17 protein-coding genes are annotated in these 18,879 nt (G+C 67.3%); 7 read left to right on the top strand and 10 right to left on the bottom strand.

Going from position 1 to position 18,879, the window contains the following annotated elements:
• Nucleotides 1–36: 36 nt before the first annotated feature.
• From ACFVTE_RS22130 to ACFVTE_RS22120, 3 genes are all read left to right on the top strand, one after another.
• On the top strand, nucleotides 37–585 hold the full coding sequence (locus tag ACFVTE_RS22130) for a YceI family protein (protein ID WP_306925585.1): 549 nt from the start codon (nucleotides 37–39) through the stop codon (nucleotides 583–585).
• A 129-nt stretch (nucleotides 586–714) separates the two neighbouring features.
• Entirely contained in the window at nucleotides 715–1,347 is a 633-nt protein-coding gene (locus ACFVTE_RS22125) for a hypothetical protein (protein WP_387104359.1), read from the top strand.
• 204 nt (nucleotides 1,348–1,551) lie between these two features.
• Nucleotides 1,552–2,439: a hypothetical protein gene (locus ACFVTE_RS22120; RefSeq protein ID WP_387104357.1), complete on the top strand. Its 888-nt coding sequence runs from the start codon at nucleotides 1,552–1,554 to the stop codon at nucleotides 2,437–2,439.
• Between the two features lie 47 nt (nucleotides 2,440–2,486).
• On the opposite strand, the gene ACFVTE_RS22115 is transcribed toward ACFVTE_RS22120, so the two are convergent.
• Together ACFVTE_RS22115 and ACFVTE_RS22110 are read right to left on the bottom strand one after the other, a co-directional pair.
• Entirely contained in the window at nucleotides 2,487–3,182 is a 696-nt protein-coding gene (locus ACFVTE_RS22115) for a redox-sensing transcriptional repressor Rex (protein WP_387104354.1), read from the bottom strand.
• An 86-nt stretch (nucleotides 3,183–3,268) separates the two neighbouring features.
• Nucleotides 3,269–3,526, bottom strand: a complete 258-nt coding sequence (locus tag ACFVTE_RS22110; protein ID WP_387104353.1) for a glutaredoxin family protein — start codon at nucleotides 3,524–3,526, stop codon at nucleotides 3,269–3,271.
• A gap of 83 nt (nucleotides 3,527–3,609) precedes the next feature.
• Here ACFVTE_RS22110 and ACFVTE_RS22105 point away from each other — a divergent pair, with 83 nt between their 5' ends.
• Nucleotides 3,610–4,428, top strand: a complete 819-nt coding sequence (locus ACFVTE_RS22105) for an HAD family hydrolase (protein ID WP_387104350.1) — start codon at nucleotides 3,610–3,612, stop codon at nucleotides 4,426–4,428.
• A 76-nt stretch (nucleotides 4,429–4,504) separates the two neighbouring features.
• On the opposite strand, the gene ACFVTE_RS22100 is transcribed toward ACFVTE_RS22105, so the two are convergent.
• The 8 genes from ACFVTE_RS22100 to ACFVTE_RS22065 form a co-directional block, all read right to left on the bottom strand.
• Complete coding sequence (locus ACFVTE_RS22100) at nucleotides 4,505–4,603, bottom strand: 30S ribosomal protein bS22 (protein ID WP_003792170.1); 99 nt, start codon at nucleotides 4,601–4,603, stop codon at nucleotides 4,505–4,507.
• A gap of 221 nt (nucleotides 4,604–4,824) precedes the next feature.
• Nucleotides 4,825–5,037, bottom strand: coding sequence for a helix-turn-helix domain-containing protein (locus ACFVTE_RS22095; RefSeq protein ID WP_003797758.1), 213 nt, complete (start codon nucleotides 5,035–5,037; stop codon nucleotides 4,825–4,827).
• 96 nt (nucleotides 5,038–5,133) lie between these two features.
• Nucleotides 5,134–6,270, bottom strand: coding sequence for a 3-deoxy-7-phosphoheptulonate synthase (locus ACFVTE_RS22090; RefSeq protein WP_387104348.1), 1,137 nt, complete (start codon nucleotides 6,268–6,270; stop codon nucleotides 5,134–5,136).
• Nucleotides 6,271–6,639: 369 nt separating this feature from the next.
• Nucleotides 6,640–7,944, bottom strand: coding sequence for an MFS transporter (locus ACFVTE_RS22085; protein ID WP_387104346.1), 1,305 nt, complete (start codon nucleotides 7,942–7,944; stop codon nucleotides 6,640–6,642).
• A gap of 91 nt (nucleotides 7,945–8,035) precedes the next feature.
• Nucleotides 8,036–9,544, bottom strand: coding sequence for a rhamnulokinase family protein (locus ACFVTE_RS22080; protein ID WP_387104343.1), 1,509 nt, complete (start codon nucleotides 9,542–9,544; stop codon nucleotides 8,036–8,038).
• Nucleotides 9,541–11,589: a bifunctional aldolase/short-chain dehydrogenase gene (locus ACFVTE_RS22075; RefSeq protein WP_387104342.1), complete on the bottom strand. Its 2,049-nt coding sequence runs from the start codon at nucleotides 11,587–11,589 to the stop codon at nucleotides 9,541–9,543. Before ACFVTE_RS22075 ends, ACFVTE_RS22080 begins: the two co-directional genes overlap by 4 nt.
• Nucleotides 11,577–12,743, bottom strand: a complete 1,167-nt coding sequence (gene rhaI, locus ACFVTE_RS22070; protein WP_387104340.1) for an L-rhamnose isomerase — start codon at nucleotides 12,741–12,743, stop codon at nucleotides 11,577–11,579. The genes ACFVTE_RS22075 and rhaI overlap by 13 nt, the downstream gene beginning before the upstream one ends.
• A gap of 61 nt (nucleotides 12,744–12,804) precedes the next feature.
• Nucleotides 12,805–13,170, bottom strand: a complete 366-nt coding sequence (locus tag ACFVTE_RS22065; RefSeq protein ID WP_387104337.1) for an L-rhamnose mutarotase — start codon at nucleotides 13,168–13,170, stop codon at nucleotides 12,805–12,807.
• Between the two features lie 178 nt (nucleotides 13,171–13,348).
• On the opposite strand from ACFVTE_RS22065, the gene ACFVTE_RS22060 reads away from it, so the two are divergent.
• The 3 genes from ACFVTE_RS22060 to ACFVTE_RS22050 all read left to right on the top strand — a co-directional run bounded on the left by ACFVTE_RS22060 (nucleotide 13,349) and on the right by ACFVTE_RS22050 (nucleotide 18,733).
• Nucleotides 13,349–14,374 (top strand): LacI family DNA-binding transcriptional regulator, encoded by a 1,026-nt coding sequence (locus ACFVTE_RS22060; protein WP_387104335.1) that lies wholly within the window; start codon nucleotides 13,349–13,351, stop codon nucleotides 14,372–14,374.
• A 218-nt stretch (nucleotides 14,375–14,592) separates the two neighbouring features.
• Nucleotides 14,593–16,665: a DUF6807 family protein gene (locus tag ACFVTE_RS22055; RefSeq protein ID WP_387104332.1), complete on the top strand. Its 2,073-nt coding sequence runs from the start codon at nucleotides 14,593–14,595 to the stop codon at nucleotides 16,663–16,665.
• A gap of 52 nt (nucleotides 16,666–16,717) precedes the next feature.
• A complete protein-coding gene (locus ACFVTE_RS22050; protein ID WP_387104331.1) occupies nucleotides 16,718–18,733 on the top strand; it encodes a beta-galactosidase in 2,016 nt (671 codons plus the stop codon).
• The last annotated feature ends 146 nt before the right edge of the window (nucleotides 18,734–18,879 follow it).

Below are 18,879 nucleotides of genomic sequence, written 5' to 3'. Positions count from 1 at the left end.
CCACCCGAATGACCGACTGATACAAGGAGAACCACCATGGCACTTTCCACCGAGCTCACCCGCGGCACCTGGACCCTCGACAACTCCCACAGCGAAATCGCGTTCACCGTCCGCCACGCCGGCATCAGCAAGGTCCGCGGCCAGTTCAAGGACGCCGCCGCCACTCTCAACCTGGCCGACGACGTCACCGCCAGCAAGGTCGAGGCCACCATCCAGACCGCCAGCTTCGATTCCGGCGACGCCAACCGTGACGGCCACGTCCGCGGCGAGGACTTCTTCGACGTCGAGAAGTTCCCGGAGATCTCCTTCGTCTCCAACGGCCTCGTGGCCAATGGCGACAGCTACGAACTCCAGGGCGACCTGACCATCAAGGGTGTCACCCGCCCCGTCTCCCTCGAGACGGAGTTCAACGGCGTCGCAGTGGACCCCTTCGGCAACACCCGCGCCGGCGTATCCGCCGAGACCACCATCAGCCGCAAGGACTTCGGCCTGACCTGGAACGCCGTGCTGGAAGCCGGCGGCGTCCTGGTCAGCGACAAGGTTGCCATCAACCTTGAACTGGCCTTCATCGCACCTGCAGCCTAGGTCTCACGGCTGGTTTCCCAGCCACGGTTCCTGACACCCAAACGCCCCGTCCGCGGACTCTCCGCAGACGGGGCGTTTGGCGTTCGGGCCTTCTGGGTTTGGCGAAATCCCGGGGTTAAAGTGAGTGCCATGAGCACCCCCAGCGAAGAACCGGAGCCCCGTGATCCCGGCGGCGTGCCGCCGTCCGGCAACGAACGTCCGACGCCCGGACAACGGTTCCCGGGGCAGCAACCTGACCAGCCGTTCCCCGGTCAGCAGCCGCCCGGCGGTGCCGGCCGGTTCGCGTTCGAGCTGCCGGCAGACCGGCCCCGGAACTTTGGCGAGGTTCTGCCACGTGGCGGCTTCTCCGGCCTGTTCGACGTGACCGGCTTGCCCACGGAGCTCAAGGTGTCCTACTGGATCTGGGTGATCCGCGGCCTTCTGGGGCTGCTGGGCGGCGTAATCGGCCTTTTCGGTGTGCTGGTGCTCTTCGCGATCATTCCCGGCGTGGCCATGCTCGTGTTCCTGCTCGTTCTGGTGGCCCTGGCTGTAGCAGCCGCGGAGATTGTGCTCGCCCTGAAACTGAAGGAAGGCAAGGAGTGGGCGCGGCTGGCACTGACCATCGTGACCGGGGTGTCACTGCTGCTGGCCATCGTCAGCTCGAGTTTTCCCGCAGGCCAGGACGGGAACTGGCTGGGCTTCCTGGTCAGCCTGGTGGCCACCGTTCTGATGTGGGTGCCCAACTCGCTGAGCTGGTTCGCAGCGGCACGGGGCCGCCCCTGACCAGTGTCCGGCAGGAACGCTGATCCCTTATCCGGTCACTCCCCTGCAGGCAGCGTTTCCGCAGGTTGGCCCGGCTTTGGAATACCTCTCCGGAATGATCCACCGCACACCCGCTGAGGGGTACGGTGGGAAGTGAACCATGCTGGGGAGGGCAGGCGTCTGAACCGGTAGCCGATTCAGACGTCACTACGCAAAGGACCGCTCATGAGCAATCCTCCAGTCCCGCACTCCAATGACCCCGGCGCCAACGAGCCGGACAACGGTTCCCAGCCAGCCAACGGGCAGCCCCGCTACGGTCAGGATGCGCCCCAATACGGGCAGAACGCCCCCCAGTACGGACAGGGCGAACAGGGCACCCCGCAGTACGGCCAGAACGCACCCCAGTACGGCCAGGCCGGACAGGCTCCGCAGTACGGACAGAACCCGCCGCAGTATGGGCAGGGCGGACAGGGCGGCGCACCGCAGTACGGGCAGTCCCCGTACGGTCAGAACCCGCCCCAGTATGGGCAGCCACAGTATGGGCAGCCGCAGTATGGTCAATCCCAGTCGGGCCAGTCGCCCTACGGCCAGAGCCCGTATGGCCAGTCCCCCTACGGGCAGTACCCGTCGGAACAGGCCCAGGCGGCGACCGGCGCAGGGGTTCCGAAGCTCGTGAACTATTCCTTCTGGATGATCATCGCCGCAGGCGTGCTGTCGATCCTGAACCTTTTGGTCGCGATTCCCAGCCTGGATGACCCGGCCATGCGGAGCACGTTCGAGGAGCAGCTGCGCGGCAGCGGCCAGGACATCGCCTTCGAGGACGTCAAGGGCTTCATCATCGGAACCATGGTGGTCTTTGCCCTGATCGGCGCCGGCCTCTACGCGCTGGTGGCCTTCAACGTCCGGAAGGGCAAGAACTGGGCCCGCATCCTGGGCACAGTCTTCGCAGCGCTTTCCGTGTTCAGCCTCTTCCCGCTGGGGCTGAACACCCTGGTGGGCCTTCTCGGCATCGCCGCGATCGTGATGCTGTACATGCCCGGCGCGGCACAGTACTTCCAGAAGCCGCAGCCGTTCGCCAACCCGTACTCCCAGCCAGGCCCGTACGGCCGCTAGCAAAAAGTCCCCAACCACCAACGGGCGCGGATTCCTGAACGCCGGAGCTACTCCGGCTGACCGGGGGTCTGCGCCCGTTGCGCGTGGTACGCCAGAATCTGCAGCTCGGTGGCCATGTCCACCTTCCTCAGCGTCACGCCGTCGGGCACCTGCAGCATCACCGGAGCAAAGCTAAGGATGCTGCGCACCCCGGCGCCCACCACCCGGTCACACACGCTTTGGGCGACGCCGGCCGGCAGCGCCAGAACCACCATGTTGGTACCGGTCCGCTCCAGCACCGTCTCCAGGTCCGCAACGTCGCTGACCCGCAGCCAGCCCACCTCGTTGCCCACCACCATCTGGTCGGCGTCGAAGATGGCCACCACGTCAAAGCCCCGGGATTCGAAGCCCCCGTAGCGGGCCAGCGCCTTGCCCAGGTTGCCGGCGCCGACAATCGCGACTTTCCAGTCGTGCGTCAGCCCCAGCGCGGCGGCGATGTGGCGGCTCAGGTACTGCACCTCATAGCCCACGCCTCGGGTGCCGTACGAACCCACATGGGACAGATCCTTGCGGAGGGTTGAGGAGCTGACCCCGGAAAGTTCAGCCAGTGATTCGGAGGAGACCCGCTCGGTGCCTTCGGCCAGCAGGGAGTTCAGGGCGCGCAGGTAGATCGTCAGCCGGGCCACGGCCGCGGGCGGGATCTGCTTGCCGGCAGCCCCGGTGGGCCCGGGCAGGGCCTGTGGTGGTGAATCGAGCGAAGTCACTATCTGCTCCGTTGCGTCGCGTTGTGAGTCCACTCTAGATCCCCATCAGTTATGCCAACAAAGCCATCGCCATTGTTCGAAATCGGCTAATCCCCCGCCATGGCACGGCGCAGGACACGTTCCAGGCGCGCCTCGTCGATCTTCCAGAAGTCGCGCTGGATGCCGTCCACCAGCACCACCGGGATTTCCTCGGCATAGCGCTCGCGCAGCTCATCGTCGGCGTCCAACTGCCGCTCGGACCACGGAAGTCCCAGCCCGGCCGTCACCCGCCCGACGGCGTCGCGCGCCGCGGCGCAGAGGTGACAGTCAGCTTTGGTGAGGAGAACGACGTCGGGGTTTGCCATGCTTCAACCGTATCGCCGTTCCCGGCGCCGGGCGACGCGGGGGCCGTCAGGCGTGGGGTACTGCATTGACTAGACTCAGTGGCATGCCCGAGGAGAAGTACGTCGCTGTGGCCCACCGTCCGGTTGCGAAGCAGCAGCACGGCGAGGCAGCCTTCTTCGACGTCGACAACACCCTCATGCGCGGCGCCAGCCTGTTCCACGTGGCCAGGAAAATGCACCAGCGCGGGGCCTTCACGATTGCCCAGGCGGCTGGCATGGCGTGGAAGCAGCTCAAGTTCGTGCTCCGGGGCGAGAACCTCAACGACGTCCACGCGGTCCGGGATTCTGCATTGAGGCTTGCCGCCGGCATCACGGAGGAGGACATCAAGGCGCTGGGCGAAGAAGTCTACGACGAGATGATCGCCTCCCGGATCTGGCCCGGCGCGAAGGCCCTGGCCGAGCAGCACCTGCGCGTCGGCCGGAAGGTCTGGCTGGTCACGGCGACGCCGATCGAGGTGGCCACCGTGATTTCCACGCGGCTGGGACTCACCGGCGCCCTCGGCACGGTCGGCGAGACGCAGGACGGTTTCTACACCGGCAGGCTCGTCGGGGACATCCTGCACGGCGCCGCCAAGGCCGTGGCCGTCCAGGGCATCGCGGACCAGCACGGGCTGGACCTGAAGCGCTGCTGGGCGTACAGCGACTCCTACAACGACATCCCGCTGCTGACGATGGTGGGCCACCCCGTGGCAATCAACCCCGACGCCCGCCTGCGCAAACACGCCCGCGAACACAACTGGCCGGTCTACGACTTCCGCTCAGGCCGCCGGGCAGCCACCCTGGGCCTCAAGGCAGCCACGGCAGGCGGCGCAGTTTACGGCCTGTGGCGGGGCTACACCCGCTTCCGCGGCCCCCGCGCCTGACGCGCCACTTCCCCAGCGACACGCAAAAATGCCCGCTCCCTCGAAAGGGAACGGGCATTGAAGCGTAGAGCGGACTCTACTTCTTATTGCGGCGCTGGTGGCGGGTCTTACGAAGCAACTTGCGGTGCTTCTTCTTGGCCATACGCTTGCGACGCTTCTTAATAACTGAACCCACGAAAGTTCCTTACAAACTAGATGCAGTACCTGTCTGATGGAGAAGGTCCGTGGACTGAGCAACAGACTGAACAACTGACAGATTCTTACAATGACGTAAAACGTTCCTTAACAGGGTACCGCTTATCCGGGGCATCCCCTGACCAGCACAGCCCCGTGGCGTGCAGCGGCCCCCAAGGCGGCTGCAGCAACCACGGGATCGGTGCGGTCAGTGTTGTCCCGTTAGGCGGTGCCCGTGTGACCGTCCACGACAGCACCCTTGAGGTACTGTTCGACGGCGGTCTCCGGGACGCGGTAGGAGCGGCCAAACCTGACGGCGGGCATCTCCCCCGAATGGACAAGGCGGTACACGGTCATTTTGGAGACACGCATTACCTCAGCCACCTCGGCCACGGTCAAGAACTTGGCGTTCGAGAAGTTCGACTCTGCGGACATTACCCATATTCCTTTGCTCTCAGCAACGACGCCGGTCTTTCTGCGGTGCGCCGATGCTGAGCCATCGAACAACCGTGTTCTAGTTACTCTAGATGCTCACGTGGCCATTGTGAAAGCCCGCCGCTTCCGGGACGATGCGGCCAGCTGCTCGAGCACGGAGGCCGTCACATCCCACTCCATGCAGGCATCCGTCACGCTCTGGCCGTAGACCAGCTCCGAGCGGCCGGCGGCGTGTTCGGCCACGTCAAGGTTCTGCGCGCCGCCCACCAGGAAGCTCTCCAGCATGACGCCGGCAATCGCTCCGGATGCCGTTCCCGCGTCCTCGAGCTGGGCGCCGATTTCGAGCGCCACCTCGGCCTGGCGGTGGTGGCTCTTGCCGCTGTTGGCGTGGCTGGCGTCAACGATCAGCCGCGGGTTGAGGTTCTTGGCGGCGAGCTTGGCGGAGGCGGCCTCGACGTCGGCGGCGGAGTAGTTAGGGCCCTTGCGTCCGCCGCGGAGGATCACGTGGGTGTCGGGGTTTCCCGCGGTGGACACCAGCGCGGCCCGGCCGTCGCCGTCGATCCCGAGGAAAGCCTGGGCCGCCGCCGCGGCGCCGCACGCGTCGACCGCCACCTGGAGGTCGCCGTCGGTCCCGTTCTTGAAGCCGATGGGCATGGAGAGGCCCGAGGCGAGCTGGCGGTGGATCTGGCTTTCTGTGGTCCGCGCGCCGATGGCGCCCCAGGAAATGAGGTCGGCCATGTACTGCGGGCTGATGGGTTCGAGGAATTCGGTGGCGGTGGGGAGCCCCAGTGCGGTGACCTGCTGCAGGAAGCTGCGGGCCGCGCGCAGGCCGCCGGCGATGTCGTGGCTGCCGTCCAGGTGCGGATCGTTGATGAGGCCCTTCCAGCCCACGGTGGTCCGCGGCTTTTCGAAGTAGGCCCGCAGCACGATGAGCAGGTCTTCCTTGTGCTTCTCGGCCTGGCTGACCAGCCGGCGGGCGTATTCCAGGCCGGCCTTGGGGTCGTGGATGGAGCACGGTCCCACGATCACCAGCAGTCGGTCGTCCACGCCATCCATGATGGCCCGGACCTCGTCACGGCCGCGTTCGATGACGTCGGCCGCCTTCGCGTCCAGCGGCAGTTCGGCCATCATTTCCTGAGGCGTGGGCAGGGCGGTGATCTCGCTGACCCTCAGGTTCGACGTGGACGGGCGTTTCGACGTCGGCTGCTGGGTTTCGGTGGCTGTTGCGCTCATGTTCGGGGGTCCTGTTCCGGGTGGGAGCGGGCCCCTGATCAGAACCCGCCGTGGAAATGGCGAAGGGCAGAGAATGATCTCTGCCCTGTTGGCTCTGAAGGAAAGTTGGATGCGTGTCAGTTAGACGCGGGCCCCTCCAGAGCCAACGAAAAATACGCATACCAACGGTTAGTCATGGGAACGACCATAAACCCGCGGTGGTGGATCGCCAAATCGGCCGCGTCACATTCGTCAGGGGCGGCACGGCGGACCGGCGGGAGCGCGAACGTACACTTGTGGCCCCCAGGAAGCGTTTCCCAAGGGCCACAAGTGTACGTTCGCGCTGGTCCGGGGCGGTTTGCAATACCCCGCCGGGCTAGGTCAATACAGCTAGGCTGTGGCTTGCTCCGCGGGCTGCTTGGCCGGCTCGCCGTAGCGTTCCTGCTCGATCTGCTCCAGGCTCTTGCCCCGGGTGTCCGGTGCCCAGACAATGCCAATCACCATGGCGGCCACCAACGCCGCGATCATGATGGCGCCGACAAAGGGCACGCCGCGCTCGGCCAGGAGCGTCGGGAACCAGTAGCTCAACAGGCCGACGACGATGCGGGCCACGAAGAAGAGCACGCCCTGCGCGCTGGCCCGGTACCGGGTGGCGAACATTTCGGCCGCCCACAGGGCGTAGAAGGCCTGGGCGCCGATGCCGGCCGAGATGCCCCAGAGGGCCGCGAAGAGAATCAGCACCGGCGTGGTCACGTGGACAAAGACCAGCAGGACCCAGGCGGCCAGGCCCAGCACCGCGCCGATCCCGTAGAGCAGGCGGCGGTCCACGCGGTCCCCGTACTTCATGAAGCCGAAGTACGTGGCCACCACCGTGAGCGTCCACAGCAGCACCTGCAGCATGTTCTGCTCAGCGGACGATTCAACCCCGGATGACTCGTAGACCCGCGGCATGAAAATACCCATCTGGCCTGCCACGAGGTTCCACAGCGCGTAGACGCCCACGAGGAAGAGGATGGCCTTCAGGTTGGTGGCGTTGGTCAGCAGCTCGCGGTAGTTGCGCCGCTTGACGCCGGACGCCTCCTCCAGGAGACGCGCCTCATTCGACTTCTTCCAGGTGTGGGACTCGGAAAGCCGGCGGCGGATCCACCAGGTGATGAAGGCGATGACGAAGAGGTGCGCGAAGACCAGGCGGCTGCCGAGCAGCCCCAGCGGAACGACGACGGTGGCGAGGAGGAAGACCAGGGCCGGAGCGAGCGACCACGCAAACTGCGCGGTTCCCACATGCCTGGCCCGCTGTTCGGACGGCGCCTCTTCCGCGATGTAGGTCCAGGCGACGGGCACGCCGGCTCCAACGGCGATCCCTGTGAGGATCACGCCCACGACGAGCATCCACGGAGCCACGGCAAAGATCACCAGGGCCGTGCCGATCATGTACAGGATGAGGTCGTAGGTGTAGATGAACTTGCGGCCGTAGCGGTCGCCCAGCGGGCCGCCGATCATCGCACCGACAGCGGCACCGAATGCGTTCGCGCTGAGGGCGGCGATGAGGCCGACGATGAGGTTGCTGAAGCCGAAATACTCCTGCCACAGCGTCAGGCTCGTCGCCAGCGCAATGATGGATCCGGCTTCGATGTAGTTGGACATGGACACAGCGACGGTGGCCTTCCAGCCGCCGATCTGTGGGGTGTTTGTCATAGTGAATCTTTCTCTGGCGACGCCGTCGGCGCCGGGCAGCCGCGTTGGGGCTACCCTGATTTGACACGTTTCAAGAAGTCCGTGCCACCATTCAAGTCGCCGGAACGCCTGAGGTGACGGGTTCGTAGCGGCGCAGGCTCGTTCCGGCACCGACAATCCTGCGGAGTTGAGGCAGGCCGCCCGCGGCTACGCCGGCTGCCCGCGCCTGGACCAGCACGTTGCCGAGGGCTGTCGCCTCGACCGGACCGGCGATGACGCATTTGCCGGTGGCCTCCGCGGTGAGCTGGCACAGCAGCGCGTTCTGCGAGCCGCCGCCCACGATGTGCACCACGTCGGCGGAAACACCTGCGAGGCGTTCGGCGTCGGCGATGGTGCGCGCATAGCCGGCGGCGAGGCTGTCCAGGATGCAGCGGACGATCGCTGCCGGATCCTCGGGAAGGACGGTTCCGGTGTTCCGCACTGCTGCGCGGATCCGGTCCGGCATGTTGTCCGGGGCGATGAAGGCGGGATCGTCCGGGTTGATCCGGGGTCCTCCGGGCGCCATCGCCGCGGCCGCGCCGAGGAGTTCGCCGATCGCCGGCCGGTAGCCGCTTTCGGCCCAGGTGCGCTGGCATTCGCTGAGCAGCCAGAGGCCGCCGACGTTGCGCAGGTACCGGGTGGTGCCGTCCACACCGCGTTCGTTGGTGAAGTTCGCCGCGCGGCTGGCTTCGGTGAGCACCGGGTGCTGCAGTTCCAGCCCCACGAGGGACCAGGTGCCGGATGAGATGTAGGCGAAGTTCTCCTGTTCCGCGGGAACCGCGGCAACGGCCGAGGCGGTGTCGTGCGAGCCCACGGCCACCACCTTCGTCGTCTCCGGCAGCCCAGTTTGTTCTGCGACTACGGGCAGCAGGGTGCCCAGGGTTTCGCCCGGCTGGATCAGCGGCGGGAACAGATTTTTGGGCAGGTTAAGGGGTCCGAACAGCTCACTGGCCCACTCCCCCGCGACGGCGTCGAACAGCCCGGTGGTGGAGGCGTTGGTGGCCTCGGTGCGGCGCTGCCCGGTGAGCAGGAACGCGATCAGGTCCGGGATCAGCAGGGCCTGCAGCCCGTCCAGATCCGGTTCGGTCGCAAGCTGGTAGAGCGTGTTGAACTGCAGGAACTGCAGCCCGGTGGTGGCGTAGAGCCGGGCCGGGTCCAGTTTCCCGTGCACCCGGGCGACGGCGGCGCGGCTGCGTTCGTCCCGGTAGCTGTAGGGCTGCGCGGTGAGTTGACCGTCCTTGGTGACCAGGCCGTAGTCCACCGCCCAGGTGTCGATGCCGATGCTGGTGATCGCCTCGCCTCGCGCCGCTGCCGCTTTACCGGCGGCAGCGAGGCCGGTGAGCACCTCTGCGAAGAGGGCGTCGAAGTCCCAGCGGAGGCCGCCGTCGGACTGCACGACGGCGTTCGCGAACCTGTGCACGACGTCGAGCGTGGCCCGCGCCGGACCGCCGTCGGCCGCGTCTGCTCCGGCAGGCTCTGTTCCGGCGCTGATCCGTCCCAGGATGATGCGTCCGGAGGAGGCGCCGATGTCGACGGCGGCGAACAGGCCGCCGTCGACACTGGCAGTTGGCACGGTGCTCACCGGAGGAAGGCGGCGGCGACGCCGGCGTCGACGGGGATGTGCAGGCCGGTGGTGTGGGAGAGTTCGTTGCTGGTGAGCACGGCCGCGGCGTTGGCGACGTGTTCGGGCAGGACTTCTCGTTTGAGCAGGGTGCGCTGGGCGTAGTACTCGCCCAGTTTTTCCTCGTCCACGCCGTAGACCGCGGCGCGTTTGGCGCCCCAGCCGCCGGCGAAGATCCCGGAGCCGCGGACCACACCGTCGGGGTTGATGCCGTTGACGCGGATGCCGTGCTCGCCCAGTTCCGCGGCGAGGAGGCGGACCTGGTGGGCCTGGTCGGCCTTGGTGGCGGAGTAGGCGATGTTGTTCGGGCCGGCGAACACGGAGTTCTTGGAGGAGATGTAGATGATGTCCCCGCCCAGGCCCTGGGCGATCATGACCTTCGCGGCGGCCTTGGCCACCAGGAAGGAGCCCTTGGCCATGACGTTGTGCTGCAGGTCCCAGTCCTTCTCGGTGGTGTCCAGCAGCGGCTTGGAGATGGACAGGCCGGCATTGTTGACCACCAGGTCCACGCCGCCGAACGCCAGCACTGCTTCCTGGATCGCGGCGGCGACCTGGGCCTCGTTGGTGACGTCGGCCTGGATACCGATGGCGACGTCCGGGCCGCCGAGCTCCTCCGCGACCTTTTGGGCGTTTTCGAGGTTCAGGTCGGCGATGACCACGCAGGCGCCTTCGGCGGCGAGGCGGGTGGCGATGGCCTTGCCGATACCGGACGCGGCGCCGGTGACCAGGGCGATGCGGGTGGCGTGGGATTTGGGCTTGGGCATCCGGGCGAGCTTGGCCTCTTCCAGGGCCCAGTACTCGATCCGGAACTTCTCGGCCTCATCGATCGGGGCGTAGGTTGAGATCGCCTCGGCGCCGCGCATCACGTTGATCGCGTTCAGGTAGAACTCCCCGGCGACCCGGGCGGTCTGCTTGTCCTTGCCGTAGGAGAACATCCCCACCCCGGGGACCAGCACGATCGCCGGGTCCGCACCGCGCAGCGCGGGGCTGTCCGGGGTCGCGTGGCGGTCGTAGTAGGCCTGGTAGTCCTGGCGGTAGGAGGTGTGGAGTTCCTTCAGCCGGGCCACGGCGTCCTCGACCGGGGCGTCCGCGGGCAGGTCCAGGATGAGCGGCTTGACCTTGGTCCGCAGGAAGTGGTCCGGGCAGGACGTGCCCAGGCCGCCCAGGCGCGGGTGCTCGGCACTTTCCAGGAATTCCAGCACTGCGGGGTCGTCGCTGAAGTGGCCCACGACCGGCTTGTCGGCCGAGGCCAGGGCGCGGATCACCGACGCCAGCGCTGCCGCCTTCGCACGCCGTTCGGCCTCGGGCAGGGCACCGTAGCCGGGCAGTTTCGGGCCGAAAGGTTCGGCCGTGCCGTTCTCCGCAATGTACTGCTCGGCCTGGTCGATGATCCACAGCGAGTTCGCTTCGGCTTCCTCGCTCGTCTCACCCCAGGCGGTGATGCCGTGCCCGCCCAGGATGGTGCCGACGGCCTGCGGGTTGGCGTCCTTGATCGCCGCGATGTCCAGGCCCAGCTGGAACCCCGGCCGCCGCCACGGCACCCAGACCACCTTGTCACCGAAAATCTTCGCGGTCAGCGCCTCACCGTCAGCCGCTGTCGCGACCGCGATGCCCGAGTCCGGGTGCAGGTGGTCCACATGCGCGGCGTCCACGAGCCCGTGCATCGCCGTGTCGATCGACGGGGCCGCGCCACCCTTGCCATGCAGGCAGTAATCAAACGCGGCCACCATCTCGTCCTCGCGCTCCACCCCCGGATACACATTCTTCAGCGCCTGCAACCGGTCCAGCCGCAACACCGCAAGATTCTGCGCCTTCAAAGTTCCAAGGTCACCGCCCGAGCCCTTCACCCACAACAGCTGGACATCCTCGCCCGTCACCGGGTCCTTCTCCGTGCCCTTCGCGGACGTGTTGCCGCCGGCGAAGTTGGTATTCCGCTTATCCGCACCCAACCGGTTCGAACGGGCGATCAGGTCTTCAACAGTCTTGTTCATGCTTATGCGCCCCATCCGGATTGCTGGCCGCCCACGCGGTCCTCGTTGATTTTCTTCTGGTAGCCGCTGGCCTTGTAGGCGGCCAACGGGTCCCCGGGCAGGCCTCGGGATTCACGCCACTCGGCCAGGACCGGACGGACGTCGGTGTAGAAGGCGTCGTTGAACACGGCGTTCGCGGCCAGGACGTCCCCGGCGCGCTGCGCTTCGGCCAGCGCGGCGGTGTCCACCAGCAGGGCCCGCGCGGTCATCTCCTGGACGTTCAGGACCGAGCGGATCTGGCCCGGGATCTTCTCCTCCAGGTTGTGGCACTGGTCCAGCATCAACGCCACGCCCGACTCCTTGCCGAAGCCGCCGCCACGGATTACCTCGTGCATGATGCGGAACAGCTGGAACGGGTCGGCGGCCCCCACGATGAGGTCGTCGTCGGCGTAGAAGCGCGAGTTGAAGTCGAACGAGCCCAGCTTGCCCACGCGCAGCAGCTGCATCACGATGAACTCGATGTTCGTGCCGGGGGCGTGGTGGCCGGTGTCCAGGCAAACGAAGGCCTTCTCGCCCAGGGCCAGGGTCTGAGCATACGAGGTGCCCCAGTCCGGAACGTCCGTGTGGTAGAAAGCCGGCTCGAAGAACTTGTACTCCAGCACCAGGCGCTGGTCCTCACCCAGGCGGGCGTAAATCTCCTGCAGGGACTCGGCCAGGCGATCCTGGCGGCCCCGCATGTCGTCCTGGCCCGGGTAGTTGGTGCCGTCCGCGAGCCAGATCTTCAGGTCCCGGGACCCGGTGGCATGCATGATGTCGATGCACTCGAAGTGGTGGTCGATCGCGCGGCGCCGGACGGCGTCATCCGAGGACGTCAGCGAGCCGAACTTGTACTCGTCATCCTGGAACGTGTTCGAGTTGATCGCGCCCAGCCCCACACCGAGGCCGGCCGCGTACTCCTTCAGGGCGGCGTAGTCGTCCACCTTGTCCCACGGGATGTGCAGCGCCACCGTAGGCGCAAGGCCGGTGAGCTCGTGGACCTTGGCGGCGTCGGCCAGTTTCTCCTGGACGGTGCGGGGGGTACCGGGCGTGCCGAACACCTTGAACCTGGTGCCCGAGTTGCCGTAGGCCCACGACGGGACCTCAATCGCAAGCTCCGAAAGCCGGCCCAGCGCCGATGCTGTGTTGTTCATGATCTTTCTTTCGTCAGTGTTTGGCAGTGAAAGTTGTTGGAAGACTCAGTGTTCGGAAGCTTTAATGCTCGACGGCGGCGGCAGCGTTGCTGCCGGTGGCTGCGGCCAGCTGCTCCTCGAGGTTGAACACCCCATCGAGGACCCGGAAGCCCTCGTCGGGCGGAACATCGCTGTTCAGGAAGAGGGTGGCCATTTCCGCCTGCCAGCGGGCGTTGACGTCCGTGAGGGCCATCCGGGCCCGCACCGCGTCAAAGTCGTCGCATTCGAGGTATCCGATCAGCAGCCCGTCAGTGTCGAGGAACAGCGAGTAGTTGTTCCAGCCCGCGTCCTTGAGCGCGGCCAGCATCTCCGGCCAGACAGCGGCGTGGCGCCGGCGGTACTCCGCCAGCAACTCCGGCTGGACGGAGGATCGGAAGCAAACCCTCATGTTGCACTCCTGTGGACGTCTCGGGTGCGGCGGAAGAAACAGAAACAAATCGCGCGGCTTTGAAGATCCTCCGCCTTTGAATCGTTTCATTGGCACGATTCAAAGTACTCTGGGAGCAAGAAGGGTGTCAAGCGTTTTCACCTGGACGGGCAAATCGGTCTTTCGGAGGATCAGCAGAATGTCGCGGGCAGCCAGCATCAAAGACGTCGCCAACCATGCGCAGGTTGCGGTGGGCACCGTCTCCAACGTCCTCAACAATCCCGACCGCGTCTCCAAGCGCACCAAGGAAAGGGTGCTGCAGGCCATCGACGAGCTGGGTTTTGTCCGCAACGACGCCGCCCGGCAGCTGCGGGCAGGGCACAGCCGGACCATCGGCGTCGTGGTCCTGGACGTCGGCAACCCGTTCTTCACCTCGCTGGTCCGGGCCGCCGAGGACGCGGCGGCCGTGAACGGCAGCGCCGTGCTGCTGGGCGACAGCGGCCACGATGCGAAGCGGGAATCGCACTACATCGACCTCTTCCAGGAGCAGCGGGTCCAGGGCCTGCTGATCTCCCCCGTTGGCGATGTCGCGGACCGGCTGGATGCATTGCGGCAGCGCGGCGTTCCGACAGTCCTGGTGGACCGGCTGGCCGAGGAGGACCGCTTCAGCTCCGTCTCGGTGGATGACGACGCCGGCGGATACCTTGCCGCCCGGCACCTCCTCGATCTCGGGCGCAGAAAACTGGCCTTCGTCGGCGGGCCGCTGTCCATCCGCCAGGTGGCTGACCGCCTCGGCGGTGCCCGCCGCGCGGTGGCCGAGGTGGAGGGGGCTGCACTGGAGGTGCTCGACTCCGATGGCCAGACCGTGCTCGCCGGGCGAGGCGTGGGCAACAGCCTCGTGGAACGGGGTGCCGGAAACATGCCGGACGGCATCTTCTGCGCCAACGACCTCCTGGCGCTGGGAGTCATGCAGTCGCTGACCATGATGAACGGCGTGCGCATTCCTGATGACGTGGCCCTGATCGGCTATGACGATATCGACTTTGCCGTGTCCGCGGTCGTGCCGCTATCCTCCATCCGCCAGCCCACGGACGCAATCGGCAGGACGGCCGTCGAACTCCTGACGGAGGAACTGGAGGCACAGCACCCGCGGCACCGCGCCGTCGTGTTCACGCCTGAGCTGGTGGTCCGGCAGAGCACGGCGGGTGCCGAAGCGACACTCTAAGAAGCGCCCAACGGCGGCCTGAATGGGAAGACTGCACCTATCTAGGAGACCCCAGAGGCTTGCCTGTGAAGCATTTTCTAAGGCGGCGCGTCCCCGCATCGATGGAGTACACTGGGCAGCAAATGGAATCGGGAAAGCGCTTGCCAACCTTGTGTGCACGCTCCCGGCAACGGTTGACGATGGCGTCGTGCAGGACCGCAGCGCCGGACAGGAGCACCATGGATACCCGGCTGACGCAGTCCTCTGCTGAAACGGCGGGCGGCAAGGCAACGCACCTCCGCCAGGTCCCGGCCCGAATCGCACTGATTGGCGTCCACGGATTCGGCACCCACCACCTGAAGAACCTCGAACGGCTGGCCAAGGCCGGTGTGGTGGAACTCGTGGCCGTGGCCGACCCGAACCCGCCGTCCCCCGGCGCGCTGCCGGACACCACGGCGGTCCATCCGGACCTGCAGTCCCTCCTGGCCGGCAACCACAGCCCCGACGTGGTCATCGTGGCCACCCCCATCCAGACCCACGCGCCGCTGGCACTGGCCGCCCTGGCCTCCGGCGCGGACCTCTATCTGGAGAAACCGCCGGTGGCATCGCTGGCGGACTTCCGGCAACTGCAGGCGGCTGCCGAGGCATCCGGGCGCAGTGTGCAGATCGGGTTCCAGAGCCTCGGATCACAGGCGCTGGCGGCCATCGAGCAGCTCCTTCAGGACGGCACCATCGGCACCCTGCAGGGCATCGGCGCCACCGGGCGCTGGGTGCGGGACCGCGCCTACTACAAGCGCTCCCGGTGGGCCGGCAAGCGGAGCATTGAGGGTGTGGACGTGGTGGACGGCGTTGCCACCAATCCCCTGGCGCATGCCATCGCCACCGCCCTGCGGATCGCGGGCGCCCGCACTGTGGAGGACGTGGCCTCCGTGGCGACAGACCTCTACCGCGCGAACGACATCGAGTCCGACGACACGTCAGTCATCCGGATCCGAACCGCCACCGGACTGCCGATCACCTGCGCCCTGACGCTCTGCGCCACGGAGTCAGTGGAACCATACATCACCCTTCAGGGCTCAGAGGGAACGGCGGTCTTCCACTACACGGAGGACCGGCTGCGCGTCAGCAACGCGGACGGAGAACACTCCCGGGAGTTCGGCCGCGACGACCTCATGGAAAACCTGCTGGATCACCTGGCCACGGGCACGGAACTCACCAGCGCCCTCAACGACTCCGGCGCATTCATGCTCGTCCTCGAGGCGGTCCGCACGGCCGAACCGCCGGCCCCCATCGCTCCGGGCCACGTGCTCTGGGTGGGCGACGGCGATGCCGCCCGTGCCGTCGTTCCTGGCATTGAGGATGCCCTGGAGCGGGCCATCGGCGCGCACGCCACATTCAGCGAACTGGCCCTGCCATGGGCCCGGCCGGCTGATCCCGCCGGGAGCGCGGATACCGGCGCCGCTGTATCCGACGCAGTCCTGTTCGACACCGGCGGCAGGCCGCTGGCGGTGCAGCGCACCGGCGCCGGGCTCATCACGGGGCTGTCACCGCGCCCCTACCTCCACCCCGTCAGCACCCTCGGCGGGACGGTGGTGACTGACCATCTGCCGGCCGACCACCCGTGGCATCTGGGCGCCGGCTTCGCGCTGCAGGATGTCAACGGCACGAATTTCTGGGGCGGCAGGACGTACACCCGCGAGGCCGGCGCGTACGTGTCCCGGCAGGACCACGGCCGGATCGAACTGCTCCCCGCCAATGTGGACCCATCGGACACCTGGCAGCTCCGGTGGCTGGGCACGGACGGACAGCCCCTGCTGACCGAACAGCGGACCCTCAGCCGCGAGCTCCTGGGAGAACGCGCGTGGCGGCTGGACCTGGGCACCGAACTGACCGCCGTCGTCGACGTTTCCCTGGGCAGCCCCGGCTCCAACGGCGCCGCGGGCAGCGGCTACGGCGGCTTCTTCTGGCGCCTGCCGGCCTGCACCGGCACCCGCATCTTCACGTCCGACGCCGAGGGGGAACCGGCCATCCACGGCTCCCTTGCGCCGTGGCTGGCGTGGACCGCCAACTTCGGCGAGGTCCCCGGCATCCGGTCCGGGCAGCCCGCGACACTCGTGTTCGGCGCGCCGGCCGGGGCCGCCGATCCGTGGTTTGTCCGCTGCTCCGGCTACCCCGCCGTCGGGTCGGCCTTGGCATGGGACCGGCCGGTGGCGCTGGCTGCCGGGGAATCGCTGCGGCGGAGCCTGAGCGTGTGGGTGTGCGACGGCGAACTGTCCCCGGCCGCCGTCGCATCCCTGGTGGCCTCGGCGTAAGGTCAGAACACGTTCGCTAAACCTGCCTGTCCGCGGCGGCCCAAGGAGTCCCATGCCCGAGCAAGAGCCCCCTCCCCCAGCCCCGGCCTGGAACAGCGGCACCGGTCTGGCATTCGGCGGTGACTACAACCCCGAGCAGTGGCCGGCCGACGTCCGGATGGAGGACATCGGCCTCATGAGGGAGGCCGGGGTGACCCTCCTAAGCGTGGCCATCTTTTCCTGGGCACTCCTGGAGCCGCGCGAAGGCGAGTACGACTTTGGCTGGCTGGACGAGGTGCTGGACAGCCTGGACGGCGCGGGCATCAAGGTGGCCCTTGCCACGGCCACGGCCGCTCCCCCGGCCTGGCTGGTGCGGAAGCATCCGGAAATCCTGCCGGTAACGGCGGAGGGCACCGTCCTGGAACGCGGCTCCCGGCGGCACTACTCGCCGTCGTCCGCTGTTTACCGCCGGTATGCCGCAGGTATCACCCGAAAGCTGGCCGAACGGTACAGGGACCATCCGGCGCTGGCGCTGTGGCACGTGGACAACGAGCTGGGCTGCCACGTTTCGGAGTTCTACGGCGAGGAGGACGCCGTGGCGTTCCGGCGCTGGCTGGAGCGGCGCTACGGCAGCATCGAGGCGCTGAACGAGGCCTGGGGCACGGCCTTCTGGTCCCAGCACTATGCCTCGTTCGGGGAGATCATTCCGCCGCGGGCCGCCCCCACAACGCTCAACCCGACGCAGCGGCTGGACTTCCAGCGGTTCAGCTCCTGGGCGCTGATGGACTACTACCGGAGCCTGCTGGCGGTGATCCGCGAGGTAACCCCCGACATTCCGGCAACCACCAACCTCATGGTGTCCAGTGCCACCAAGTCCCTGGACTACTTCGACTGGGCGAAGGACCTGGACATCGTGGCCAACGACCACTACCTCGTGGCCGCGGACCCGGAGCGGGAAATCGAACTGGCGTTCAGCGCGGACCTCACTCGCGGCGTTGCGGGCAACAGGCCGTGGATCCTGATGGAACACTCGACGTCGGCCGTGAACTGGCAGCCCCGCAACCAGCCGAAGATGCCGGGCGAAATGCTGCGGAATTCGCTGGCGCACGTGGCCCGCGGCGCCGACGCCGTCATGTTCTTCCAGTGGCGGCAGAGCGTTGCCGGCGCCGAGAAGTTCCACTCGGCGATGGTGCCCCACGGCGGCCGCGACACCCGGGTGTGGCGCGAGGTGGTGGCCCTCGGCGAGGCCTTGAAGCGGCTCGGACCGGTCAAGGGTTCCACCGTGGAATCCCGGGTGGTCATCGTGTTCGACTACGAGGCCTGGTGGGCCAGCGAGCTGGACTCGCACCCCAGCGAGGATGTGAAGTACCTCGACCTGGTCCGTGGGTTCCACCGCTCCCTGTTCCTGCGCGGTGTGGGCGTGGACTTCGTCCATCCGGCGGCGGACCTCAGCGGCTATGACCTGGTCCTGGTGTGCACGCTCTACTGCGTCACGGATGCCGCCGCGTCCAACATCGCCGGCGCGGCCGAGGCCGGCGCCACGGTACTGGTCAGCTACTTCAGCGGCATTGTGGACGAACGGGACCACATCCGGCTGGGCGGCTACCCGGGAGCCTTCCGGGAGCTGCTGGGCATCCGGACCGAGGAGTTCCACCCCCTGCTTGGAGGGGGGCAGGTGACCCTGAGCGACGGCACCGCCGGCCGGGTCTGGAGCGAGCACGTCCACCTTGCCGGGGCCGAGTCGGTGGCAACCTTCACCGGCTACCCGCTGGAGGGAATCCCGGCCCTGACCCGGAGGACCGTGGGCAGCGGAGCCGCCTGGTACCTGGCCACGCTCCCCGACCGCGACGGCATCGAACGCCTCCTGGACCGGCTCCTCGCCGAGGCGGGAGTGGCGGCCTCTGCGGAAGCCTCTGCCGGCGTCGAACTGACCCGCCGCGTCACGGCGGACGGGCGCCGCTTCCTCTTCGCCATCAACCACGGCACGAAGGACGCGGCAGTTAAGGCCGATGGGGAGGAGCTGTTGGGCGGCGGACGTTTCGGCGGAGTCGTTCCCGGCGGAGCGGTGGCCGTGATCGCCGAGGACTGATTCTACGTCCGGGAGAGTGGAGTTTTTGTCCAGATAATGGCCGCTAAAGGCGGCAAATTCAAGTAGTCGGAGCAACGCGGGGGGTTATGCCGCCTGTAGCAGCTGGCTGAGCCGGTTGGCTGGGGTGTCGAGGTTGAGGGTTGGTC

Origin of the sequence: Arthrobacter sp. NPDC058097, assembly GCF_042884885.1 — a bacterium.
In the GTDB taxonomy this organism is placed as follows: Bacteria; Actinomycetota; Actinomycetes; order Actinomycetales; family Micrococcaceae; genus Arthrobacter.
The sequence above is the reverse complement of the archived record's forward strand: the minus strand, read 5'-3'. Positions and strand labels throughout refer to the sequence as shown.